Annotated in this window: 17 protein-coding genes; 14 read left to right on the forward strand and 3 right to left on the reverse strand. The window is 42.9% G+C overall.

The features are described 5' to 3' along the window. Nucleotides 1–124: 124 nt before the first annotated feature. Nucleotides 125–2,212 (reverse strand): glutamine synthetase III, encoded by a 2,088-nt coding sequence (locus Q0J48_RS02660; protein ID WP_296241390.1) that lies wholly within the window; start codon nucleotides 2,210–2,212, stop codon nucleotides 125–127. 170 nt (nucleotides 2,213–2,382) lie between these two features. Here Q0J48_RS02660 and Q0J48_RS02665 point away from each other — a divergent pair, with 170 nt between their 5' ends. The 12 genes from Q0J48_RS02665 to Q0J48_RS02720 all read left to right on the forward strand — a co-directional run bounded on the left by Q0J48_RS02665 (nucleotide 2,383) and on the right by Q0J48_RS02720 (nucleotide 15,875). Then, on the forward strand, nucleotides 2,383–3,552 hold the full coding sequence (locus Q0J48_RS02665; RefSeq protein WP_296241393.1) for an AI-2E family transporter: 1,170 nt from the start codon (nucleotides 2,383–2,385) through the stop codon (nucleotides 3,550–3,552). Nucleotides 3,553–3,617: 65 nt separating this feature from the next. After that, complete coding sequence (locus Q0J48_RS02670; RefSeq protein ID WP_296241396.1) at nucleotides 3,618–4,562, forward strand: YafY family protein; 945 nt, start codon at nucleotides 3,618–3,620, stop codon at nucleotides 4,560–4,562. Nucleotides 4,563–4,566: 4 nt separating this feature from the next. Beyond that, complete coding sequence (locus tag Q0J48_RS02675; RefSeq protein WP_296241400.1) at nucleotides 4,567–6,033, forward strand: DUF2779 domain-containing protein; 1,467 nt, start codon at nucleotides 4,567–4,569, stop codon at nucleotides 6,031–6,033. Between the two features lie 2 nt (nucleotides 6,034–6,035). After that, the gene (locus Q0J48_RS02680) at nucleotides 6,036–7,010 is read left to right on the forward strand and encodes a hypothetical protein (protein WP_296241401.1); all 975 of its coding nucleotides are present in this window, start codon (nucleotides 6,036–6,038) and stop codon (nucleotides 7,008–7,010) included. Between the two features lie 71 nt (nucleotides 7,011–7,081). Continuing rightward, on the forward strand, nucleotides 7,082–7,924 hold the full coding sequence (locus Q0J48_RS02685) for a sulfide/dihydroorotate dehydrogenase-like FAD/NAD-binding protein (protein ID WP_296241402.1): 843 nt from the start codon (nucleotides 7,082–7,084) through the stop codon (nucleotides 7,922–7,924). Nucleotide 7,925: 1 nt separating this feature from the next. Continuing rightward, complete coding sequence (gltA, locus tag Q0J48_RS02690; protein WP_296241404.1) at nucleotides 7,926–9,302, forward strand: NADPH-dependent glutamate synthase; 1,377 nt, start codon at nucleotides 7,926–7,928, stop codon at nucleotides 9,300–9,302. 237 nt (nucleotides 9,303–9,539) lie between these two features. Then, a complete protein-coding gene (locus Q0J48_RS02695) occupies nucleotides 9,540–10,145 on the forward strand; it encodes a hypothetical protein (protein ID WP_296241405.1) in 606 nt (201 codons plus the stop codon). Between the two features lie 78 nt (nucleotides 10,146–10,223). Then, nucleotides 10,224–10,784 carry an elongation factor P gene (efp, locus tag Q0J48_RS02700; RefSeq protein WP_296241407.1) on the forward strand — a complete coding sequence of 187 codons (561 nt, stop codon included), beginning with the start codon at nucleotides 10,224–10,226 and terminating at the stop codon, nucleotides 10,782–10,784. Nucleotides 10,785–10,884: 100 nt separating this feature from the next. After that, complete coding sequence (locus Q0J48_RS02705) at nucleotides 10,885–12,264, forward strand: glycine--tRNA ligase (protein WP_296241410.1); 1,380 nt, start codon at nucleotides 10,885–10,887, stop codon at nucleotides 12,262–12,264. A gap of 11 nt (nucleotides 12,265–12,275) precedes the next feature. Beyond that, nucleotides 12,276–14,033 (forward strand): DNA primase, encoded by a 1,758-nt coding sequence (gene dnaG, locus Q0J48_RS02710; protein WP_296241411.1) that lies wholly within the window; start codon nucleotides 12,276–12,278, stop codon nucleotides 14,031–14,033. Nucleotide 14,034: 1 nt separating this feature from the next. Next, nucleotides 14,035–15,216: an RNA polymerase sigma factor RpoD gene (gene rpoD, locus Q0J48_RS02715; protein ID WP_296241413.1), complete on the forward strand. Its 1,182-nt coding sequence runs from the start codon at nucleotides 14,035–14,037 to the stop codon at nucleotides 15,214–15,216. Between the two features lie 17 nt (nucleotides 15,217–15,233). Further along, nucleotides 15,234–15,875, forward strand: coding sequence for a class I SAM-dependent methyltransferase (locus tag Q0J48_RS02720; RefSeq protein ID WP_296241415.1), 642 nt, complete (start codon nucleotides 15,234–15,236; stop codon nucleotides 15,873–15,875). Nucleotides 15,876–15,899: 24 nt separating this feature from the next. Here the strand turns inward: Q0J48_RS02720 and ispH are convergent, their stop codons facing one another. Then, nucleotides 15,900–16,805 carry a 4-hydroxy-3-methylbut-2-enyl diphosphate reductase gene (gene ispH / locus Q0J48_RS02725; protein WP_296241417.1) on the reverse strand — a complete coding sequence of 302 codons (906 nt, stop codon included), beginning with the start codon at nucleotides 16,803–16,805 and terminating at the stop codon, nucleotides 15,900–15,902. 78 nt (nucleotides 16,806–16,883) lie between these two features. Between ispH and Q0J48_RS02730 the strand changes: the two genes are divergently transcribed. Together Q0J48_RS02730 and Q0J48_RS02735 are read left to right on the forward strand one after the other, a co-directional pair. Next, on the forward strand, nucleotides 16,884–18,212 hold the full coding sequence (locus tag Q0J48_RS02730) for a DEAD/DEAH box helicase (RefSeq protein ID WP_296241418.1): 1,329 nt from the start codon (nucleotides 16,884–16,886) through the stop codon (nucleotides 18,210–18,212). Beyond that, complete coding sequence (locus Q0J48_RS02735) at nucleotides 18,212–19,057, forward strand: deoxyribonuclease IV (RefSeq protein ID WP_296241439.1); 846 nt, start codon at nucleotides 18,212–18,214, stop codon at nucleotides 19,055–19,057. The genes Q0J48_RS02730 and Q0J48_RS02735 overlap by 1 nt, the downstream gene beginning before the upstream one ends. 10 nt (nucleotides 19,058–19,067) lie before the next feature. Here the strand turns inward: Q0J48_RS02735 and ispG are convergent, their stop codons facing one another. Continuing rightward, nucleotides 19,068–20,117, reverse strand: a complete 1,050-nt coding sequence (ispG, locus tag Q0J48_RS02740; protein ID WP_296241420.1) for a flavodoxin-dependent (E)-4-hydroxy-3-methylbut-2-enyl-diphosphate synthase — start codon at nucleotides 20,115–20,117, stop codon at nucleotides 19,068–19,070. Between the last annotated feature and the right edge of the window lie 56 nt (nucleotides 20,118–20,173).

Here is a 20,173-nt window from a genome sequence, read left to right on the forward strand (position 1 = left end):
ACGGCTAACGATCTGTTAACTGATTCTTCTGTTTCAATCGATCATTCGATCTCCATGGATCCTGTTTCTTCCATGATCTTAAAACTATAAAAGAAAAGACCCGAGAATATCGGGTCAAATTTTTTTATTGGGTTGAGCGAAAGAGCATATCGTTATAGTCTGGTAAAGGCCAGAAATCTTTTGGAATATTCTTTTCGATCGTATCTGTCAAAGTGCGGATGGCTTCCATCAAAGGTAAGATTTTATCGGCCGCAAAGACCGCTTTCTCTTTTTCATTTTCGGGATTGCTTTCCAAGAGATCTTCTAGATTTTCTAAATGTTTAGAAACCAGTTCTAACGGATCATTGATGTTAAATAAGATCTGTTCTTCCAGTGGAGAATCGATTCCGCTTGTTTTCTTGGTTTGAATGATCGTTGCCAACTTGGCTTCGTATTCAAAGACAGCCGGCAGGATCTGTTTTCTTAACATATAGGCCATGGTTCTGGCTTCGATCACGATGACCTGATAATAATTTTCCAAAAGGATGTTTTCCCGGGCGTGTAATTCACTGGCCGAATAGACTTTATGTTTTTCAAACAGAGCCAAATTCTTTGGATCCGTATAATGCGGGAGGGCATCGGCAGTTGTCTTAAGTTCCATCAAGCCGCGTTTTTGAGCTTCCATGCGCCATTCTTCGCTATATCCGTTGCCAGAGAAAATGATACGTTTGTGATCTTTCAGTGTACGACGAATCAAAGCGATGATCTGATGGGTCAGATCTTCGGTTGCATAGTTTTCTAATTCATCCGCAAACTGGGTCAACTCTTCGGCCACGATCGTATTCAAGATCGTATTCGGACAAGAGATGTTCAAAGCGGATCCCAACATACGGAATTCAAATTTATTTCCTGTAAATGCAAATGGGCTCGTTCGATTTCGGTCGGTCGAGTCTTTGGCAATCGTCGGCAAGGCACTGACACCCAGTTCCAATTTTTTGTTGGCGCTGTCGATGTATTCTTTTTCTTCTTCGATTGCTTCTAAGATCGCAGTCAATTCTTCGCCAAGATAGATGGAAATGATGGCCGGAGGCGCTTCATTGGCACCAAGACGATGGTCATTTCCAGCGGATGCGACGGAGATTCGCAGCAGATCTTGGTATTCATCCACGCCCTTGATGATGGCGGCCAGAATCGTCAAGAAACGGATATTATCTTTGGGGTTATCGCCAGGTTCCAGCAAGTTTTCTCCCTTGTCGGTCGTGAAAGACCAGTTGTTATGTTTACCGGATCCGTTGATTCCTTCGAAAGGTTTTTCATGAAGCAGACAAACAAATCCATGATGGGCTGCGACGCGTTTCAGGACATCCATCGTAATCTGGTTTTGGTCATTGGCGATATTGGCACTGGAGAAAACAGGGGCCAATTCAAACTGACAAGGAGCAACTTCTTTATGCTCTGTTTTGGCATAAACACCAAGTTTCCACAGTTCTTCATCAACTTCTTCCATATACGATTTAACACGTTCATCGATGTTTCCGAAATAATGATCATCCAATTCTTGTCCTTTGACCGGTGGAGCTCCAAACAAGGTGCGGCCGGTTGCCAAAAGGTCAATACGGTCTTTGAACATTTTTTCATCGATCAAAAAATATTCTTGTTCCGGACCGACTGTGATCGTGATCTTTTTGACATCATAACCCATGATATTTAAAAGACGAACAGCGGCTTTATCCAATGCATCGATACTGCGCAATAATGGGGTCTTTTTATCTAAGGCAGAGCCATCATAGCTACAGAACAGAGTGGGGATATAAAGTGTCTTTTCTTTGACAAACGCAAAACTTGTCGGATCCCAAGCGGTATAACCGCGGGCTTCAAAAGTAGCTCTTAGACCGCCGCTGGGAAAACTCGAAGCATCGGGCTCCCCTTTGATCAGTTCTTTTCCTCTAAAATCACTGATCACGGCATTGGGACCAGTAGGGTTGATGAAGGCATCGTGTTTTTCAGCAGTGATGCCGGTCATCGGCTGAAACCAATGGGTATAGTGGGTAGCCCCTTTATCCATGGCCCAATCCTTCATGGCGTTTGCGACTGTGTCGGCAATTTCCTTGGGCAGTTCTTTGCCGTGCTCCATGACGGCTATCATCTGTTTATAGATCGCATGCGGCAGATATCGCTGCATGGCGGCAGGACCAAATACATCACATCCAAAATATTCGTCTACAATTTTCATATGTTGCTTCCTCCATTAGAGATATTCTATCAATATTTCAAATGGATTGAAACAAAAAATCTCTCCTTTGGTCTTGCGAAGCATTTTTGTTTTCCATTTATCGGATCCTGAAATCGTTTTCTTGAGTTCAGTTTGGATTTGACGTAAAATAAAAACAAGTAGGTGAATGAATGAATAAAAACACACGCGACTGGGAAGCAATGATCAAGCATCTGATCTTGTTTACGGCTGTCCTTGTTTTGATTATTTTTAATTTTGATGTGATCTTGGCTTTTTTCGGCAAGGTTCTGGCAATCTGCAATCCTTTTATCTTTGGAGCGGGCCTAGCTTTTATTTTTAATATCGTATCGAATGCCATTATGAAATATGGCGGGAAGTGGTTTCATTTTAAAGAGTCGACGGGAACACGCGCCATTGCGAATATCCTGGCGATCTTGTTTATCTTTTCCATCATCTTCGGATTCATCTTTTTGTTGAGTCCGCAGCTGTTGTTGTCAGTACAAAGTATCGTGGAACAGGCGCCAAGAGCAATCGACCAGTTTTATCAATGGCTTTTGGAATTGACGAAAGCATTCCCATCCATTCATGATCCTTTGGAAAATATGCGGTCCTCCTTTACGGATCTTTCCCGTTTATCTTCGATGTTGCCGGATGTGCTGAGCTGGATCTTTTCGGGAGGGGCCAACAGTTTATTTGATTCGATCTATTCGGCTTTAACGACGACGATCTCGGTTGTGGCTACATCGTGTATCGCCATCATGTTTTCTTTTATCTTATTGTTCAATAAGAAAACTTTTGTTCGTCAGCTCAAGGCTTTGTTGAAGGCATATCTGCCTACACCGCAGTATAAGAGGACGATGCATGTCTGTCATATCATCAAGAAAACTTTTACCAGCTATATTGCCGGAACCAGCTGCGAGTGTTTGATCTTAGGGACCTTGGTCTTTCTTGGATGTACGATCTTTAAGATCCCATATGCCGTTCTAACCGGTCTGATCGTTGCGATTGGTGCCTTTGTACCCATGTTTGGGGCTTTGGTCAGTGCTATCTTGGCGGCCTTATTTATCTCGGTGGAAAATCCGATGAGCGCAATCTACTTCATTATTATGTTTGTCTGCATCCAGCAAATAGAAGGGAACTTCATTTATCCCAATGTCGTAGGACGAAGCGTAGGGTTGCCGCCGATGTATGTCATCGTGGCAGTTACTTTGGGCGGATCGTTGGCTGGGATTATTGGAATGATCGTGTTTATCCCTGTTTGTTCCTGCATCTATCAGCTGATCCGGGAAGACGTCTGGAAGCGAAATCGCAAAAAAGAAAATCAAGTGCAAGACGTTTAGGCGTGCCTAAACGTTTTTTTTCGAACTGTTTTAAGGTACAATGAAACATGTTAGGAGGAATGGATTTGAATCGAACCGCATTAACGATCCGTATGTTGATGATCCTAAAAGCACGGGCGACACATGAGCCGATTTCCACGGAAAAATTAGCGGCCCTTTTAGAGACCAATCCTCGTAATATTCGTGAATTTCGCAAGGAATTAGAAACGGCTGGATTTACGATTGAACATAAAAAAGGCCCTTATGGCGGCTATCTGTTGGAGAAGAGTGCTTTGTTTCCGGTTCCTAAGCTGACGCGTGCAGAATCGACAGCTTTAAAAGAAGCTTCTGCTTTTATCCATCAACATAAAGAGTTCACTCATTATGAAGATTTTCATCGGGCGATGGATAAGATCTTGGATGAGGTTCGTGAACCAGACAATCAAGGGATCGCTTATATCGAGAGTCCTTTCAGTGCTTTTGACCAACAAGTTGAACAATGGATCGAACAAGTACGAGAAGCGATCCAGCTTCATCTTTGTATCCAGATCCAGTATCAAGGTTCTAAGGATCTTAAACCACAAACGATCCTTGTGGATCCTTATGATATCGTCCATTATCGCAATGCGTATTATTTGGTCGGTTTTTCTCATAGCCGAAAGGATTATCGGATCTACCGTTTTAGTTCGCAGCGTCTTTTTGATCTGCAGATCACTTCCACTTCGTTTCTTTGGGATACATCTTATCAGCTCCATCAGATCATTTCGCGTTTTGGTTTGATTCGCTCAGATGTTCAAAAAGTGCTCGTATGGGTGGATCCGTCGGTGCAGCCGCGCTTTGAAGAATATGGCGCCTGGGGGCATGATTTGACGAAGGTCGAAGATCAAAAGTATAGTTTTTTGTGTGTGGACCGATATGAGTTGTATCGGCAGATCTTTTCGTTTGACGGTTTGGTCAAGATCTTGGAGCCGCAAACTTTTTCCCAGGAATTCAAAGAGAAGATCAATCAATGGAAAGAATTTGGTGAATGATAAAATGATGACACATGTCTCGGATCTTTTACATATACAACGATGTCCCAAGCTGGCTTGGAACTACTATCATAAAATACAAAATCCGCTTCATTACTTTCATATGATCGAACCCTATTCCAATCTTTGGAAGCGATATCTGAAGGTAGAAGATGCTTTACATGGGGAAGTAGGCGATACCAATGAGATGACCCTCCAGAGAATGGAAGGAGCCCCTGTCTATTTATATGCCCGATTTTCTTATCAGGAGTGTCGAACACAGATTCCGATCTTGATCAAAAAGGAGAATGGCTATCATGCCATCTATCCGTACTTAAACTGTACGGTGCGTGAGAGTGAAGCTCTGCGTTTTAAATTGAATCAATTGATTGCGAAACATTGCGGTATCGATATTGTTTCTCACGAGGTGCTGCTTATTCAAAAGGAGTATGTTCGTCAAGAGACATTGGATCTGGATTCGTTGTTTTTTCGAAGCGATTGCTTCTTTAACCGACGCAATCATCCTTCTAAACCCATCCAGGAAGTATTGGATGCGATGGAATTGGATCTGGATGAGATGATCCAAAATGCGGATCTGCTTTTTGATCAGGAAGCGATTCCGATGGAGCGCAATAAAAACTGTACGGCGGGAAGACGTTGCTCCTTTTATGAAGATTGTTTTGATGACAGTATACTGCCGGAAGATTCTTCGTTATTCTTGACGACATCCCAGCACAAACTAGAAGCTTTTCAACAGGGGATCCAGCATATTTCGGATATGGATCTTTCCATGATCGAAGGCTCGCGGCTTCAGTATGCACAAGTGATGGCAAGCCGATATGGTTCGTTCATGGATCGGTGTGCCTTGCAGACGTGGGTCCGGCAGATCCAGTATCCAATCAGTTATCTTGATTTTGAATGGGATACCTTTGGAATCCCGCCTTATCCGGGAATGAAACCTTTTGATGTTTTGTGTTTTCAATATAGTCTGCATATCGAAGATCGGGATCAGCCTTTGGATCATCGTGACTTCTTTGGCGTGCAAGATTGCCGGGAAGCTTTTATTCAGTCATTGATCCAAGATCTGCCCAAGTCCGGATCGATCTTGGTCTATAATATGGAAGGGGCCGAAAAACTGCGGCTGATGCAGCTGGCTGAACAATTTCCTCAATATAAGGAAGAGCTTGTTTCTATTTGTGATCGGATGGTTGATCTTTCCAAGCCCTTTGAAACCGGTGTCTATTATGAGAACCGCATGCGGGGGCATTATTCACTAAAAAATATCTTGCCGCTTTTTACCGATGAGGTCTCTTATCAACAATTGGCGATCCATAACGGGATCAACGCTGTTATGGCTTATCGGACCTTTGACTCGGTAGATCCGCAAGAACAAAAAAAGATTTCTCAAGATATCCGAAATTATTGTCGAATGGACACCTATGCGGAATATATTGTTTATCATGGCTTGTTAAAGAAACTCAAGGAGGAATAACGATGCCTAATATCATTACTCACACACTTTTTGCGGACGAATTTCTACAAGAAGCTTCTCCTTCACTGAAGGAATGGCTGGAACCTCGCAGACAATTGGTTGAAATTGGATCCAATGGACCAGATTTCTTGTTTTTCCATGGATTATCACCCTCTCGTCTTTTTCAAAAAAGCGAATTAGGACGTTTGGGGAATACGGTCCATGCGACTAAATCAAAAGAGTTTTACCAGAAGGCACTGCAATGTATTCGCAAAGAAAAAGATCAAACGATCCAGGCGGATATGAAAGCTTATGTCCTTGGTCATTTGCTGCACTGGTGCTTAGATTCTACGGCCCATCCTTATGTCTATTATCGGACTGGTCATGGACAGGCAATCAACAGCTGGTGGCACCATCGGTTTGAATCGCTGATCGATGCGATTATCTTAAAAGTGAAACGGGAGCAGACGATCCAAGATTATCAAGCTTATACGATTACGATGGCTTCTTTGGAGCAGGTGCGAGCGATTGCCCGGATCTATGTCCCGATCGCAAGAGATGTATACGGTGCGCAAATCCGCCCCTACCAGATCAAAGAAAGTCTGGAAGATTGGACTTTTATGGAAAAGCTTTTCTACGATGCATCGGGCAAAAAGTTTGAAACCAGTTTTCGAATCGAAAGATTGATAGGACTCGAGAGCATGATCTCTGGATTCTTTGTTCCTAATACGCCGGAAGATCCATTTGATACGATGAATCTGCTGCATCGGGAATGGATCCATCCTTGCGATGATTCGATTCGCAGCACTGAAAGTTTCTTTGACCTATATGAAAGAGCGATGGACAAGGCCTTCCATGTGATTGGCTTGTTCCTGGATGCTTTGGATCAGCCGGAAAGGGAAGAAGATTTTTTATCTTATATTGGCAATAAAGATTACAACACAGGACTGGATGATAACCGAAAGATGCGCTTCTTTGATCCGGTCTTCGAACAATGAAAACATTTTCAGTAACTAAACGTGAAAACAAAAATTGATTATGATATAATTTAGCGCGGGTGAGGAATACGATGTATAAAATTGAGAAAAAAGAGAGTTTGAATCCGACGGTGACTCGTATGGTCATTCAAGCCCCGTTTGTCGCAAAACGGGCAAAAGCCGGACAATTTATTATTTTACGTGTGCGTGAACAAGGCGAAAGAATCCCTTTGACGATCGCTGATAGCGATCCAGCAAAAGGAACGGTCACGATCATTTTCCAAGTGGTTGGACAGACGACGATGTTGTTGAATGAAATGAAGGAAGGAGATTCTCTTCACGATTTTGTGGGACCTCTGGGAAAACCAAGTGTGATCGACGGCAACAAGAAAGTCTGTGTGATCGGGGGCGGCGTGGGCTGTGCGATTGCTTATCCAACAGCAAAAGCGTTCCATGATGCCGGAGCCGATGTTACGACGATCGTAGGTTTTAGAAATAAAGATCTGGTGATCTTGGAAAAAGAATTTACCGATGTCAGCGATGCGTATTATTTGATGAGCGATGATGGTTCTGTTGGTGAAAAAGGACTGGTGACCAATAAATTGGAAGATCTGATCCAAAATGGTGAAAAATTTGATGAAGTGATCGCTATTGGACCTATTATCATGATGAAGTTTGTTTCCTTGACCACGAAAAAATACGAGATTCCTACAACGGTATCTATGAATCCGATCATGATTGATGGAACTGGTATGTGTGGCGGATGCCGATTGAAGGTCGGTGATGAGATCAAGTTTGCTTGTGTAGATGGACCTGATTTTGATGGCCATTTAGTCGATTTTGATGAAGCAATGTCCAGAAATATGGCATATCGCGATTTTGAAACACATAAACGAGAAGAGACATGCAATCTTCTGAGCAAGGAGGTGCAATAAGATGCCGAACATGAGTCCCAATAAAATGCCGATGCCGGTTCAAGATCCTCAGGTACGGATCACGAATTTCGATGAAGTCGCACTCGGCTATACTAAAGAAATGGCCATTGAAGAAGCCAATCGGTGTCTGCATTGTAAACATCAGCCTTGTGTCAGCGGATGCCCTGTCAATGTGCGGATTCCGGATTTTATTGAAAAAGTAAAAACCGGCGATTTCGAAGAAGCTTATCAGATTATCTCTTTGACAAGCACATTGCCGGCGATTTGCGGCCGTGTTTGTCCGCAGGAGAGCCAGTGTGAAAAAGAATGTGTTCGCGGCATCAAAGCCGAACCGGTTGCGATCGGTCGTCTTGAACGCTTTGTGGCAGATTATCACCGTGAAAATAACGATGCTCCATTTGAAAAGCCAGAATCCAACGGACATAAAGTGGCGATTGTTGGAGCAGGCCCGGCGGGCTTGACATGCGCTAGTGATTTAGCAAAATTAGGATACCAGGTAACGATCTTTGAAGCTCTTCATGTAGCTGGCGGGGTCTTGATGTATGGAATCCCGGAATTCCGTTTGCCTAAAGAGATCGTTCAAAAAGAAATCGGACATTTAAAAGAAATGGGTGTAGAGATCATCACGAATTTTGTCGTGGGACGCAGCGATTCGATTGATTCCATCATGGAACAAGGCTATGAAGCTGTCTTTATCGGTTCGGGAGCCGGTTTACCCAACTTTATGGGTTTACCGGGTGAAAACTGTAAAGGGGTCTATTCTGCCAACGAATTCTTAACGCGAATCAATCTGATGAAGGCATACAAAGAGGGTAGTGATACGCCGGTTCAACATCCTAAAAAATGTGTTGTTGTCGGAGGCGGCAATGTTGCCATGGATGCGGCACGATGCGCCAAACGACTGGGGGCGGAAGTCCACATTGTCTATCGTCGAAGCATGGAAGAATTGCCGGCACGAAAAGAAGAAGTGGAACATGCTCAAGAAGAAGGAATTATTTTTGATTTATTGTGTAATCCTGTCAAAGTGATTGGAAATGAAGATGGATGGTGTACGCAGATCGAATGTATCCGGATGGAATTAGGAGAACCTGATGCCAGCGGAAGACGTCGTCCGGTTCCTATTGAAGGATCGAATTTCCTGATCGATATCGACTGCATGATCATGGCCATCGGAACAAGCCCGAATCCATTGATCCGTCATACGACTGACGGTTTGGAAGTGAACCGTAAAGGATGCTTCATCTGTGATGAAGAAGGATTGACATCCCGCGAAAACATCTATGCCGGAGGAGATGCCGTAACGGGGGCAGCCACCGTGATCAATGCGATGGGCGCCGGTAAAAAAGCGGCGGCAGCGATTGATCGAAAACTGCGTTAATCTTGAAAATTTTACATTTTTGAAAGATTTACAAATGAAAGGGTTTACATTCGAAGATTTCGGGTGTATATTGAAAGCGGATAAAGTTGAAACCAGGCTCAGTTTCAACAACTCACATACTTACATCCTTCCTTATTGTGTGTGAGGAGTATTTATTCATATCGATTCCTTTCGATACTTGATAGAAAGCACTCATTCGAGTGCTTTTTATCATAATGGAGTCAAACAGGATAGACTATGTGGAATAAAATTCAATTAAAAACTTTAAATCTATCGATGTCCTGGAAAACGGTTCTCATCATGGCGGTAGTGACAGGTGTTTTGACCGGAATTCTGGCTCAGATCCCTTTTCTTGCCAATACGAGTTTTTCGGACATTTCGGTTTCGCATGAATGGTGGATCTTGTTTGCGATGCTGATCATTGTGAACCAGAAACAATGGTGGATGGCCGGTGCAAAAGTTTTGGTCTTCTTTCTCGTTTCGCAAACTTGTGTCTTTTTAGCCGAATGGCCTTTGGCCGGAACTTTTTACACACCATATTGGATCCGCTGGATGGAAATTTCTTTATTGACATTTCCAGGGGCAATCTTAGCTTGGTTTGCCCTTGAGAAAAATGTGGCTGGTGATTTCTTTCTTTCTCTTCCGTGTTCGCTGTTATGCATTTTAGGGATCATGTATACCATCGCCTTTTTCCAGAATCCGCCGTTTCATCTTTTGACAGTTTGTTTTTGTTTTCTGCAAGCTGTATTTTGGCTTCTGTGTTTGAAAGAGGGGAAACACCTGGGGATCACGTTGTTGTTTACATTGATCTTGACGATGGGCGGAGCTTTCACTCTTTTGTAAGCTGAAGCTTGGATTGAGTGTCTTGACATTGACGATATTTATCATAGAATGATTAAGGAAAAATAAAGGAGAACAATTATGATCAGCTCAAATGATTTAAAACCAGGACAGACAATCTGTGTCGATGGGGATATTTATACGGTTTTAGATATTTCACAAAACAAAACAGCACGCAGTGCAATGGTCGTTAAGGCCAAGGTGCGCAATCTTCGTACCGGAAGCAACGTGGAACTTTCCTGGGGCGGAGGAGAAAAAGTCGAACCTGCCAATATTGAAAAACGAGAAATGCAGTATCTATACGATACGGATGATTCGCTTGTATTCATGGATAACGAAACATTCGAACAAGTAGAGATCCCTTCGGATCGGTTGGAATGGGAAAAGAAATTCTTAAAAGCCAACGATAATGTTTCGATTTCCTCCTATGAAGGAGAGATCTTAGGGGTCATTCTTCCGGATAAAGCGACCTTGAAAGTTGTGGAATGCGAAGCAGCGGTAAAAGGCGACACCGCAACCAGCGCCAGCAAGAATGCTGTCTTAGAAACGGGGCTGGAAGTAAAGGTGCCTTTGTTCATCAATCAGGATGAAATGATCATCGTGAATACCAATGATGGCAAATATTCCGGACGTGCGAAATAGAAGTCAACCGACTTCTTTTTTTTGTCTTTTTTTTGTTGTATAATAAGTATCGTCTATTTCTGTATTTTTTTGACAGTAAGAACAAGAAGGAGAATAAGAAATGAATACTCACGATTTTAATGAAGTTGTCAATCATATGAAGACTTCCGGCTTTGTTTATCAAGGGTCGGAAATCTATGGAGGCCTTGCCAATACATGGGATTTTGGGCCGTTAGGGGTAGAGTTAAAACAGAATATCAAAAATGCATGGTGGAAACGTTTTATTCAGGAAGATCCAAATAATGTGGGTATCCAGAGTGCTATTTTAATGAATCCCAATGTATGGGTTGCCAGCGGACATGTGGGAGGCTTCAGCGATCCGTTGATGGATTGTAAAGAATGTAAGTCGCGCTTTCGTGCAGATCAGCTGATCGAAGATGCGACCAATCATGAAGTGAGCCCGAATGGATGGACCAATGAAGAGATGGAAAATTTCATTGCGGAGCATGAGATCACGTGCCCAAAATGTGGAGCTAAAAACTTTACACAGATTCGTCAATTCAACTTGATGTTCAAGACTTTCCAGGGAGTATTAGAAGATGCGAAAAGCACGATCTATCTGCGCCCGGAAACAGCGCAGGGGATCTTTGTCAATTTCAAGAATGTCCAAAGAACAATGCGTAAAAAACTTCCTTTTGGGATCGGTCAGGTTGGAAAGAGTTTCCGCAATGAGATCACACCGGGTAACTTTATTTTCCGTACCCGTGAATTTGAGCAGATGGAATTGGAGTTTTTCTGTAAACCGGGAACGGATCTGGAATGGTTCGAATTCTACTGCAAAGCTTGTGTTCAATTCTTGAAAGACCTGGGGTTGAAAGAAGAGAATATTCGCTTGCGTGAGCATGCGAAAGAAGAATTAGCGCATTATTCCAATGGAACGAGTGACATTGAATATAATTTTGCCGATCCGATTGGCTGGGGTGAACTTTGGGGAATCGCAGACCGTACGGATTTTGACTTAAAGGCACACCAGACAACGAGTAAACAGTCTTTGGAATATTTTGATCCGGAGACGAATGAAAAATATATTCCTTATGTGATTGAACCAAGTGTGGGTGTGGAACGTTTATTGCTTGCCTTGATGTGTGAAGCTTACACCGTGGAAGAATTGGAAAGAGATTCTCGTGTGGTCTTAAAACTGCATCCGGCTTTGGCACCCTATAAAGTGGCCGTATTGCCGTTATCGAAAAAGCTTTCTGACCAGGCGATGGAAGTATTTGGAGATCTTTCTAAATCTTTCGCATGTACTTATGATGAAAACCAAAACATCGGAAAGCGTTATCGTCGTCAGGATGCGATTGGAACACCTTATTGTGTTACGATTGATTTTGATACCGAAAAAGATGGTTGTGTAACGGTTCGTGATCGAGATTCAATGCAGCAGGAACGCATTGCGATTTCGGATCTGAAACAATATATTGAAGAAAAGATTCAGTTTTAGTAGGTGGTAATTTGAGTTGGATCCGTGAAGAAGATATGCGGGCGATCCGTCAACAAGCGGATATCGTGGATGTGATCAGTCATTATCTTTCTTTGAATAAAAAAGGAAAAAATTATGTAGCGGTCTGTCCTTTCCATGATGATCATGACCCTTCTTTGTCGATTTCTACCGACAAGCAGATCTTTAAATGTTTTGTTTGCGGTGCCGGTGGAGATGTTTTTGGGTTTGTTCAGAAAATCGAGAACATTTCTTTCCCGGAAGCCGTCGTTAAAGTGGCGGAAATGATCGGGTATCCTCTTCGTGTGGATCTGCAAGTGGAAAAAAAGGTCCCGGAAGAGCAGCCCTATTTTGATTTGATGGAATCCTATATTCGTTTTTGTGCTTATGAACTCCAAAGCGAAGAGGGTCTCGTATGTCAGGAATATCTTCAAAAAAGACAGATCAATGAAGATATTCGCAATCGATTTCAAATCGGATATGCACCAGCTCAGGAGCGATCCCTTAATTTCTTTCGTGCCAAACGATATTCCGAAGAGTATTTAAAAGATACTGGGCTGATCCAAGAGGGAATGCATGGAATCACAGCTTCTTTTCATGATCGTTTGATGATCCCGATTCACGATGATCAAGGCCATCCGGTCGGATTTACGGCACGCCGGCTTTTGGAAGAGGAGTCGAGTCCGAAATATATCAATACCTCTTCGACCAAGATCTATGAAAAAGGGAATTTGATCTTTAATTATCACCGAGCTAAAAATTTTGCGCGTAAAAATAACCGCGTCATTTTAGTTGAAGGAGCCATGGATGTGCTCGCATTTGAAAAAGCCGACATCCATGAAAGTATCGCCTGTTTAGGGACAGCGTGTACCAAAGCTCAACTTTTGTTGATTAAGGCTCTGCGAGTGCCGGTCATCGTTTGTTATGACGGGGATCGCGCCGGACAGGAAGCCACATATAAGTTTTCTAAACTCGCACTGGAACATAACTTAGATATTCAGATCGTAAAAGCATTTTCCAATCAGGATCCGGATGAGATCTTTATGGCCAGCGGCCAGCAAGGCTTATTGGATCTGATTCGTAAGACCCAGTCTTTGGCTGAGTTTTATCTGGATTTTCTTTCAAAGCATTATGATCTGGACAATTATGAAGATAAAAAACGATTCGCATCAGAGATGCAGAATTGCATACAGAAAACATGCAATGAATTTGAAAGAAATACGTATTATACCAAGATCCGTACAATGACGGGTTTTGATCTAGATATCAAACAAGATGCTCCGAAAGCCGGTCCAACAAAACGAATGCAGACGGCGGCAATCTATGTCGAACAGCCTAAACAGGGACGTTTTCAGGCAGAAAGAGCTTGTTTGAATATGATCTTGTTGAGCAAGGATGCAGCCATGCGCTTTAAAGAAGAGATCGGTTTTTTTAAGGAAGATCTCTGTAATCGATTATCGTATTATTGTTATGATCTGTACCGTAAGAAGAATCGATTCGATTTTGATGAGTTGATTGCTATGATCGATGAGGAAGATCTGCGCAACTTCTTGCTTTCGATGCGGCAGGATCCTTATCGAATGAAACAATTTGATGAGCGTTATTTTACCGACAGCATGGATAAGATCAAAGAATGCACTTTGCAAGATCAGATCGATCAGATCAATCGTCAGATCTTAGAGACCCCGGAAGGGCAAGCGAAAATTGATTTGGCTTTGAAGAAAAGAGAATTAATTATTCAAAAAAACAATCTTCGTCGAAAGGATGGATAGTATGACAGATTCACAAACGAAAAGCACATTAAAAAAATTCAAAACATTGGAAGAAGCCCAGAATTATCTTTTGTCACAAAAAGATTCAGGGCTGGATATCTCGCAAAACCAGTTTTTAGATTCTATCACGGACCTGGGATTAGACGATGATCAGGTGGATGAACTCTTCTCATGGTGCGATGATAATGACATCGCATTTCAAGATGAAGATATCGATGAAGATTTTGATTTAGAATCTTCGGATGATGAAGAATTGGATTCGGATATCGATGAGACCAGTGATGAAGAAAGCTCAATTGAAGATGAAATCAGTCATTTGGAACAATCTTTTGCGAATTCATCGCACGCAAAGATCAATGATCCTGTGAAAATGTATTTAAAGGAAATTGGTCAAATTCCTCTTTTGGATCCCAAAGAAGAGCCCATTATTGCCAAACGGATCCAGGAAGGAGATGAAGAGGCGAAACAGCAGCTGATTTCGAGCAACCTTCGTCTAGTTGTTTCCATTGCCAAAAAATATGTAGGCCGCGGCATGTTGTTTTTGGATCTGATCCAGGAAGGAAACTGCGGTTTGATCAAGGCTGTGGAAAAATTTGATTACACCAAGGGATTTAAATTTTCAACCTATGCGACTTGGTGGATCCGTCAGTCGATTACTCGTGCAATTGCCGACCAGGCGCGGACGATCCGTATCCCTGTTCACATGGTCGAAACAATCAATAAGCTGACACGAATCCAGCGTCAGTTGGTCCAAGATCTCGGACGGGATCCGCTGCCGGAGGAAATTGCGGAAAAAATGGAAAATGTATCGGCTGATAAGGTTCGGGAGATCCAGAAGATTGCACTCGATCCGGTCAGCCTGGAGACACCGATCGGAGAAGAAGATGATTCGCATTTGGGTGACTTTATTGAAGATAAAGAAACGCTTTCGCCGGATGATTACACCAACAATCAGCTTTTAAAAGATGAAATCAATAACGTGCTGCAGGGATTGACGGAGCGTGAAGAAAAAGTTCTTCGTCTACGGTTTGGCTTGATGGATGGTCGTACCCGGACTTTGGAAGAAGTCGGCAAAGAATTTAACGTTACCAGAGAGAGAATTCGTCAGATCGAGGCTAAAGCTTTACGCAAATTAAAACATCCAAATCGCTCTAAACGTTTAAAGGACTTTGTGAAATCATAGTGAACGCTTCAAAGAGATTGGAAACCATCGTTTCTTTTGTGAAAGGGAAAGTGTTAGCGGATATTGGATGCGATCATGCTTATGTTGTGATCCAGAGCCTCTTGGAAAACCGCGTGCAAAAGGCGTATGCCTGTGATGTCTCTGAAGGCCCCTTAGAAAGGGCTAGAGTCAATATTGAAAGCTTTGGCTGTTCGGACAAGGTCCAATGTCTTTTGATGAATGGATTGGATGCCCTTCCTTTTGATGTCGATGTGATCGTGATTGCGGGCATGGGAGGTCTTTTGATCAAAGAGATCTTGATCAGGGGAATTCACAATGTTCATCCGGGGACCCGTTTGATTCTTTCTCCGCATAAAGACGCAAAAGCTTTACGTGAGTATTTGAGCCAACATGGATTTGTGATCCAACAAGAAAAAATCGTGAAAGATGGCCATTTCTATCCGGTGCTCAATGTTCTCTTTGACGGGGTCTCAAAACAAGATCTTACTCTCCATGAGAGATCTTTGGGTACGCATGTGATCAAAGATTCGGATTATCTTGATTACTTGCATCATGAAAAAGACAAATGGAAAAAGATCTTGGATCGTTTACCAGATCCGCAAAAAAAAGATGCCCTTGAAAAAATCAAAGACATCGAAAAAAATTTGAATGATTTTTAGAAAGACTGGAACGCCAGTCTTTTTTTACAAGATGCAATCGATGTCGACAGGCTCTGGTTTAGCCGCATCGGAAGAAACCAGACGACAAATTTGATCTGTCAGATAGGTGGGTGTGCTGGCTCCGCTGGTGATTGCGATATGATGACATGTACGGATCTGATCCAAATCAATTTCTGTCGCATCTGCCACACAGACAACATATGGGATCTTTGCTTCTTTTCCAATGGCAGCCAATTTTTGTGTGTTGTTGCTGGAAGGATCACCCACAACAATTAATCCATCCACATTTTGATCTTTTAAATCAAGGATCGCCTGCTGCCGTACGCGGGTGGCGTTGCAGATCTCATCGTGGATCAGGGCATGAGGATATTGATCTTTGATGGTTTGAAAGATCGACTGCAATTCCAGGATCGACATGGTGGTTTGATTGGTCACGAAGATCTCTCCTTCGATATGAGAAGGAATATCTTGTGTGGATTCAATCAAGATCACATGATCACTGCTGGAATAAATGGCTTCGGCTTCGGGATGTCCTTTTTTGCCCACATAAAAGACCCAGGCATTTTGTGTGAGATGATCCTGTACGATTTTCTGGGTCTGGGACACAAAAGGACATGTCGCATCGACGATCTGCAATCCTTTTTCTCTGGCTTTATCATAAACTTGAGGACTGACCCCATGCGCAGTAAAGATCACAATCCCATCCTTGATATCATCGAGCAGCTGCAAACGGGAACGGGAAGAATCTTCGATCGTCGTCAAATGATAATGAGCCAGCGCTTTTTTGACATAGGTGTTATGGACCAAATTTCCCAAGATCGTGATGGGTGTATCGGGGTTTTCCTGACGGCATTTTTTTGCCAAGGCAATCGCCTGCAAGACTCCGCCGCAGTATCCTTGTGGCTGTACACGTGTGATTTTTCTTTCCATGCCCCTATTATATCGATGTCTATTTGTTTTGGAAACTGAATTATGATATTATTGACTGGCTTTAGAGAGGTGATGAAGATGACGCAAAAGAGTATCATTCAACAAATCATGGAATTTGAACATTTTAAAACATTGACGCCAATACAGGAAAAAGTCGTATCCCGCAAGAACAAGACGCGCGATTTGATTGGTATTTCCAGCACGGGTTCCGGAAAGAGCCATGCTTTCTTTATGGCTATTTTTGAAATGATCGATCCCAGTCTGGAACAAGTTCAAGCGGTCATCAGCACACCGACTCGAGAATTGGCTTATCAGCTCTATGAACGTTGCCGAACTTTAGGGGAACATTTCGGAATCTCGGTCAAGAGATATACGGGCGGTACGGAACGAAAGATGTCGGGAAAACAGCCGCAGATCGTGATTGGAACCCCGGGGCGGATGAAAGATCTCTTCATCGATCAAAATACACTTCGTTTAGATACCGCTAAGATCTTTATCGTGGATGAAGCGGATATGACATTGGAATTTGGTTTTTTGGAAGATATTGATCAAATATTGTCAAAGATGGATCGTAAGATTCAAATGATGGTCTTTTCGGCTACGATCCCGGAAGCTTTACAGCCGTTCTTGAAAAAATATTTGTTTGATCCTTTGATCATTTCAATCGAAGACAGTGAAGCTTTTCAAAGCAATATCGAACATGTACTTGTGCCTTGTAAACATTTGTCGTATGCAGAAAAACTAGAGAAGGTCTTGCCGGCAATCAATCCGTATGTCTGCTTGATCTTTGCCAACACCAATGAAGAAGCAGCTTCCATTGCGACACAGCTGCGTCAAGCCGGTTATCCGCTTGTCGAACTGCATGGAGATTTGGAGTCTCGCCAGCGTACACAGGCAATCAAGAAGATCCAATCGCAAAGTGTCCCGTATATCGTAGCCAGCGATATCGCAAGCCGTGGAATTGATTTGGAAGGTGTAACGCATGTGATCTCTTGCGGGTTTCCTAAGGACCTGAAGTTTTACATCCATCGTGCCGGCCGTACAGGACGTGCGCAGCGAGATGGCTTGTGTATTGCCTTGTATCAAGAAAAGGATCAAAAAGCAATCCAGTCTTTGATGAATCAGGGCATCTCTTTTTTGCATCGTGATGTCCGGCAGGGGAATTGGATCGATCTGAAACCTTTTGGGGCCAAGCGCAAGCGTTCTAAAGATCCGCTGGCCAAAGAAATCGAAAAGATCGTTTCGAAAAAGGCTAAGAAAGTCAAACCAAATTATAAAAAGAAACAGCGTGAAGAAATCGAGAAGCTGAAACGGAAACGAAAAAGAGAGATCATTCAAAAAGACATTCAGCGGCAGAAAAAAGAAAGAGCGAAAGAAAGACAACGGCAAAAGAGGAATGCTCAATGATCTACCTGGGCAGTCATGTCTCTTTTAAAGCTCCCCACTATCTTTTAGGGAGCATACAGGAATCTTTAAGTTATGGTGCTAATGCATGCATGATCTATACCGGAGCGCCTTCGAATACCAAGCGGGTCCCTGTCGAACGGTTTCAAATTGAACAAGCTTTCGATTTGATGAAGCAAGTAGGTTTTGACTTGCAGCGCATCATTGTTCATGCACCTTATTTGATCAATTTGGCGAATACGGTTCAACCTGATCTTTTTGATTTTGGAGTTCGTTTTCTTCAAAGTGAAGTACAGCGCACGGCACGGCTGCATGCTTCGACTTTGGTCTTGCATCCGGGATGCCATTTAAAGGCGGGCTTGCAGACAGGAATCGATCAGATTGTCAAAGGTTTGAATCAAGTATTGGATAATGATTCTTCATCGGTTCGTATCGCCTTGGAAACCATGGCAGGGAAAGGCACCGAGATTGGATTTGAGTTTAGCCAGCTCAAAATGATCTTGGAGCGAATTCATCGACCTGATCGAATTGGATTTTGTTTAGATACTTGCCATATGCATGATGCCGGATATGATCTGCAAGATACAGAAGGATTATTACAGATGATCGATTCTCAGCTAGGTTTGGATCGCATCTTGGCGATCCATATCAATGATTCAAAAAATCCGCAGGGATCCAGGAAAGACCGCCATGCGAATATTGGAAAAGGCTGTATTGGGCTTGAGGCTTTAGCCCGAATGGTCCATCATCCGGTCCTACAAGAAGTCACCAAGATCTTGGAAACACCTTATATAGAAAAGCGACCTCCCTACAAAGAAGAGATCGCTTTGTTGCGAAAAAGTGCTTGATGCACTTTTTTTAGAATGCCTCGATTTCCTTTTTTAAGCGCGCTACCATTTGATGTTGTGGAATTTTTTCAATGATCTTGCCCTGCTTGATCAAGAGTCCTTCGTCTTTACCGCCGGCGATGGCAATATCGGCATGTTTGGCTTCTCCAGGTCCGTTGACGGCACATCCCATGATGGCAACTGTGATATTTTTATGGATTGTTTGAAGATACTGTTCCATCTCATTGACGACGGGTTCCATATCCCATTGTGTTCGACCGCATGTTGGGCAGGCAATCAAGTTGGGGACTTGATCCATCAGACGACAAGATTTTAACAGTTCTTTTACGATGGGGATCTCTTTTTGCGGGCTGCCGTTGACACTGATCCTGATCGTATTTCCAATTCCTTCCAATAGAAGAGGGCCAAGGGCCAGCGAACTTTTGATGGCGCTGGTCATTGTGGTCCCGGCTTCGGTTACCCCTAAATGCAAAGGGTATTCGAAAGTTTGGGCGGCCAAGCGATAGACCTCCAGACATAAAAGGGGGTCGCTGGATTTAAAGGAAAGGAACGTATCTTTGAAATCTAATTCTTCCAGAATGGCAACATGGCGCTGGGCGCTTTCGATCATTCCTTCAGCGGTTGGTCTCCCATATTTTTCGTGAATATCTTTTTCCAAAGAACCGCTGTTGATGCCGATTCGAATCGGAATATGATTTTCCTTGCAGGCATTTACGACTTTTCTTACGTTTTCTTTGGATCCGATATTTCCTGGATTTAAACGAATTTTATCGGCACCAGCTTCGATGCAGGCAAGGGCTAGCCGATAATCAAAATGAATGTCAGCGACCAGAGGAATATGAATTTCTTTTTGGATCTCTTTGATGGCTTGCGCATCGTTTTGATCCATGCAGCTAACGCGGATGATTTCACAACCCATCGCTTCTAATTCTAGGATCTGATCGATCACTTCATTGACTTTTTCAGTCTTGATATTGCACATGGACTGAATATAAACATGATCATTATGTCCCATGGTCAAATTTTTTATTGTTACTGCTCGTGTTTCCGTGCGTTTCATGAATATCATCTCCTGTCTTTTTAGTATACAAAAAGGAAGGGGAGAAGAACAAGTGA

The organism is uncultured Faecalicoccus sp. (assembly GCF_944325745.1).
In the GTDB taxonomy this organism is placed as follows: Bacteria; Bacillota_I; Bacilli_A; order Erysipelotrichales; family Erysipelotrichaceae; genus Faecalicoccus.

Coding starts and splice junctions, on each gene's coding strand:
- Q0J48_RS02660 (WP_296241390.1), bottom strand. CDS start 2,212: ATGAAAATTGTAGACGAATATTTTGGATGTGATGTATTTGGTCCTGCC.
- Q0J48_RS02665 (WP_296241393.1), top strand. CDS start 2,383: ATGAATAAAAACACACGCGACTGGGAAGCAATGATCAAGCATCTGATC.
- Q0J48_RS02675 (WP_296241400.1), top strand. CDS start 4,567: ATGATGACACATGTCTCGGATCTTTTACATATACAACGATGTCCCAAG.
- Q0J48_RS02680 (WP_296241401.1), top strand. CDS start 6,036: ATGCCTAATATCATTACTCACACACTTTTTGCGGACGAATTTCTACAA.
- Q0J48_RS02685 (WP_296241402.1), top strand. CDS start 7,082: ATGTATAAAATTGAGAAAAAAGAGAGTTTGAATCCGACGGTGACTCGT.
- gltA (WP_296241404.1), top strand. CDS start 7,926: ATGCCGAACATGAGTCCCAATAAAATGCCGATGCCGGTTCAAGATCCT.
- Q0J48_RS02695 (WP_296241405.1), top strand. CDS start 9,540: ATGTGGAATAAAATTCAATTAAAAACTTTAAATCTATCGATGTCCTGG.
- efp (WP_296241407.1), top strand. CDS start 10,224: ATGATCAGCTCAAATGATTTAAAACCAGGACAGACAATCTGTGTCGAT.
- Q0J48_RS02705 (WP_296241410.1), top strand. CDS start 10,885: ATGAATACTCACGATTTTAATGAAGTTGTCAATCATATGAAGACTTCC.
- rpoD (WP_296241413.1), top strand. CDS start 14,035: ATGACAGATTCACAAACGAAAAGCACATTAAAAAAATTCAAAACATTG.
- ispH (WP_296241417.1), bottom strand. CDS start 16,805: ATGGAAAGAAAAATCACACGTGTACAGCCACAAGGATACTGCGGCGGA.
- Q0J48_RS02730 (WP_296241418.1), top strand. CDS start 16,884: ATGACGCAAAAGAGTATCATTCAACAAATCATGGAATTTGAACATTTT.
- ispG (WP_296241420.1), bottom strand. CDS start 20,117: ATGAAACGCACGGAAACACGAGCAGTAACAATAAAAAATTTGACCATG.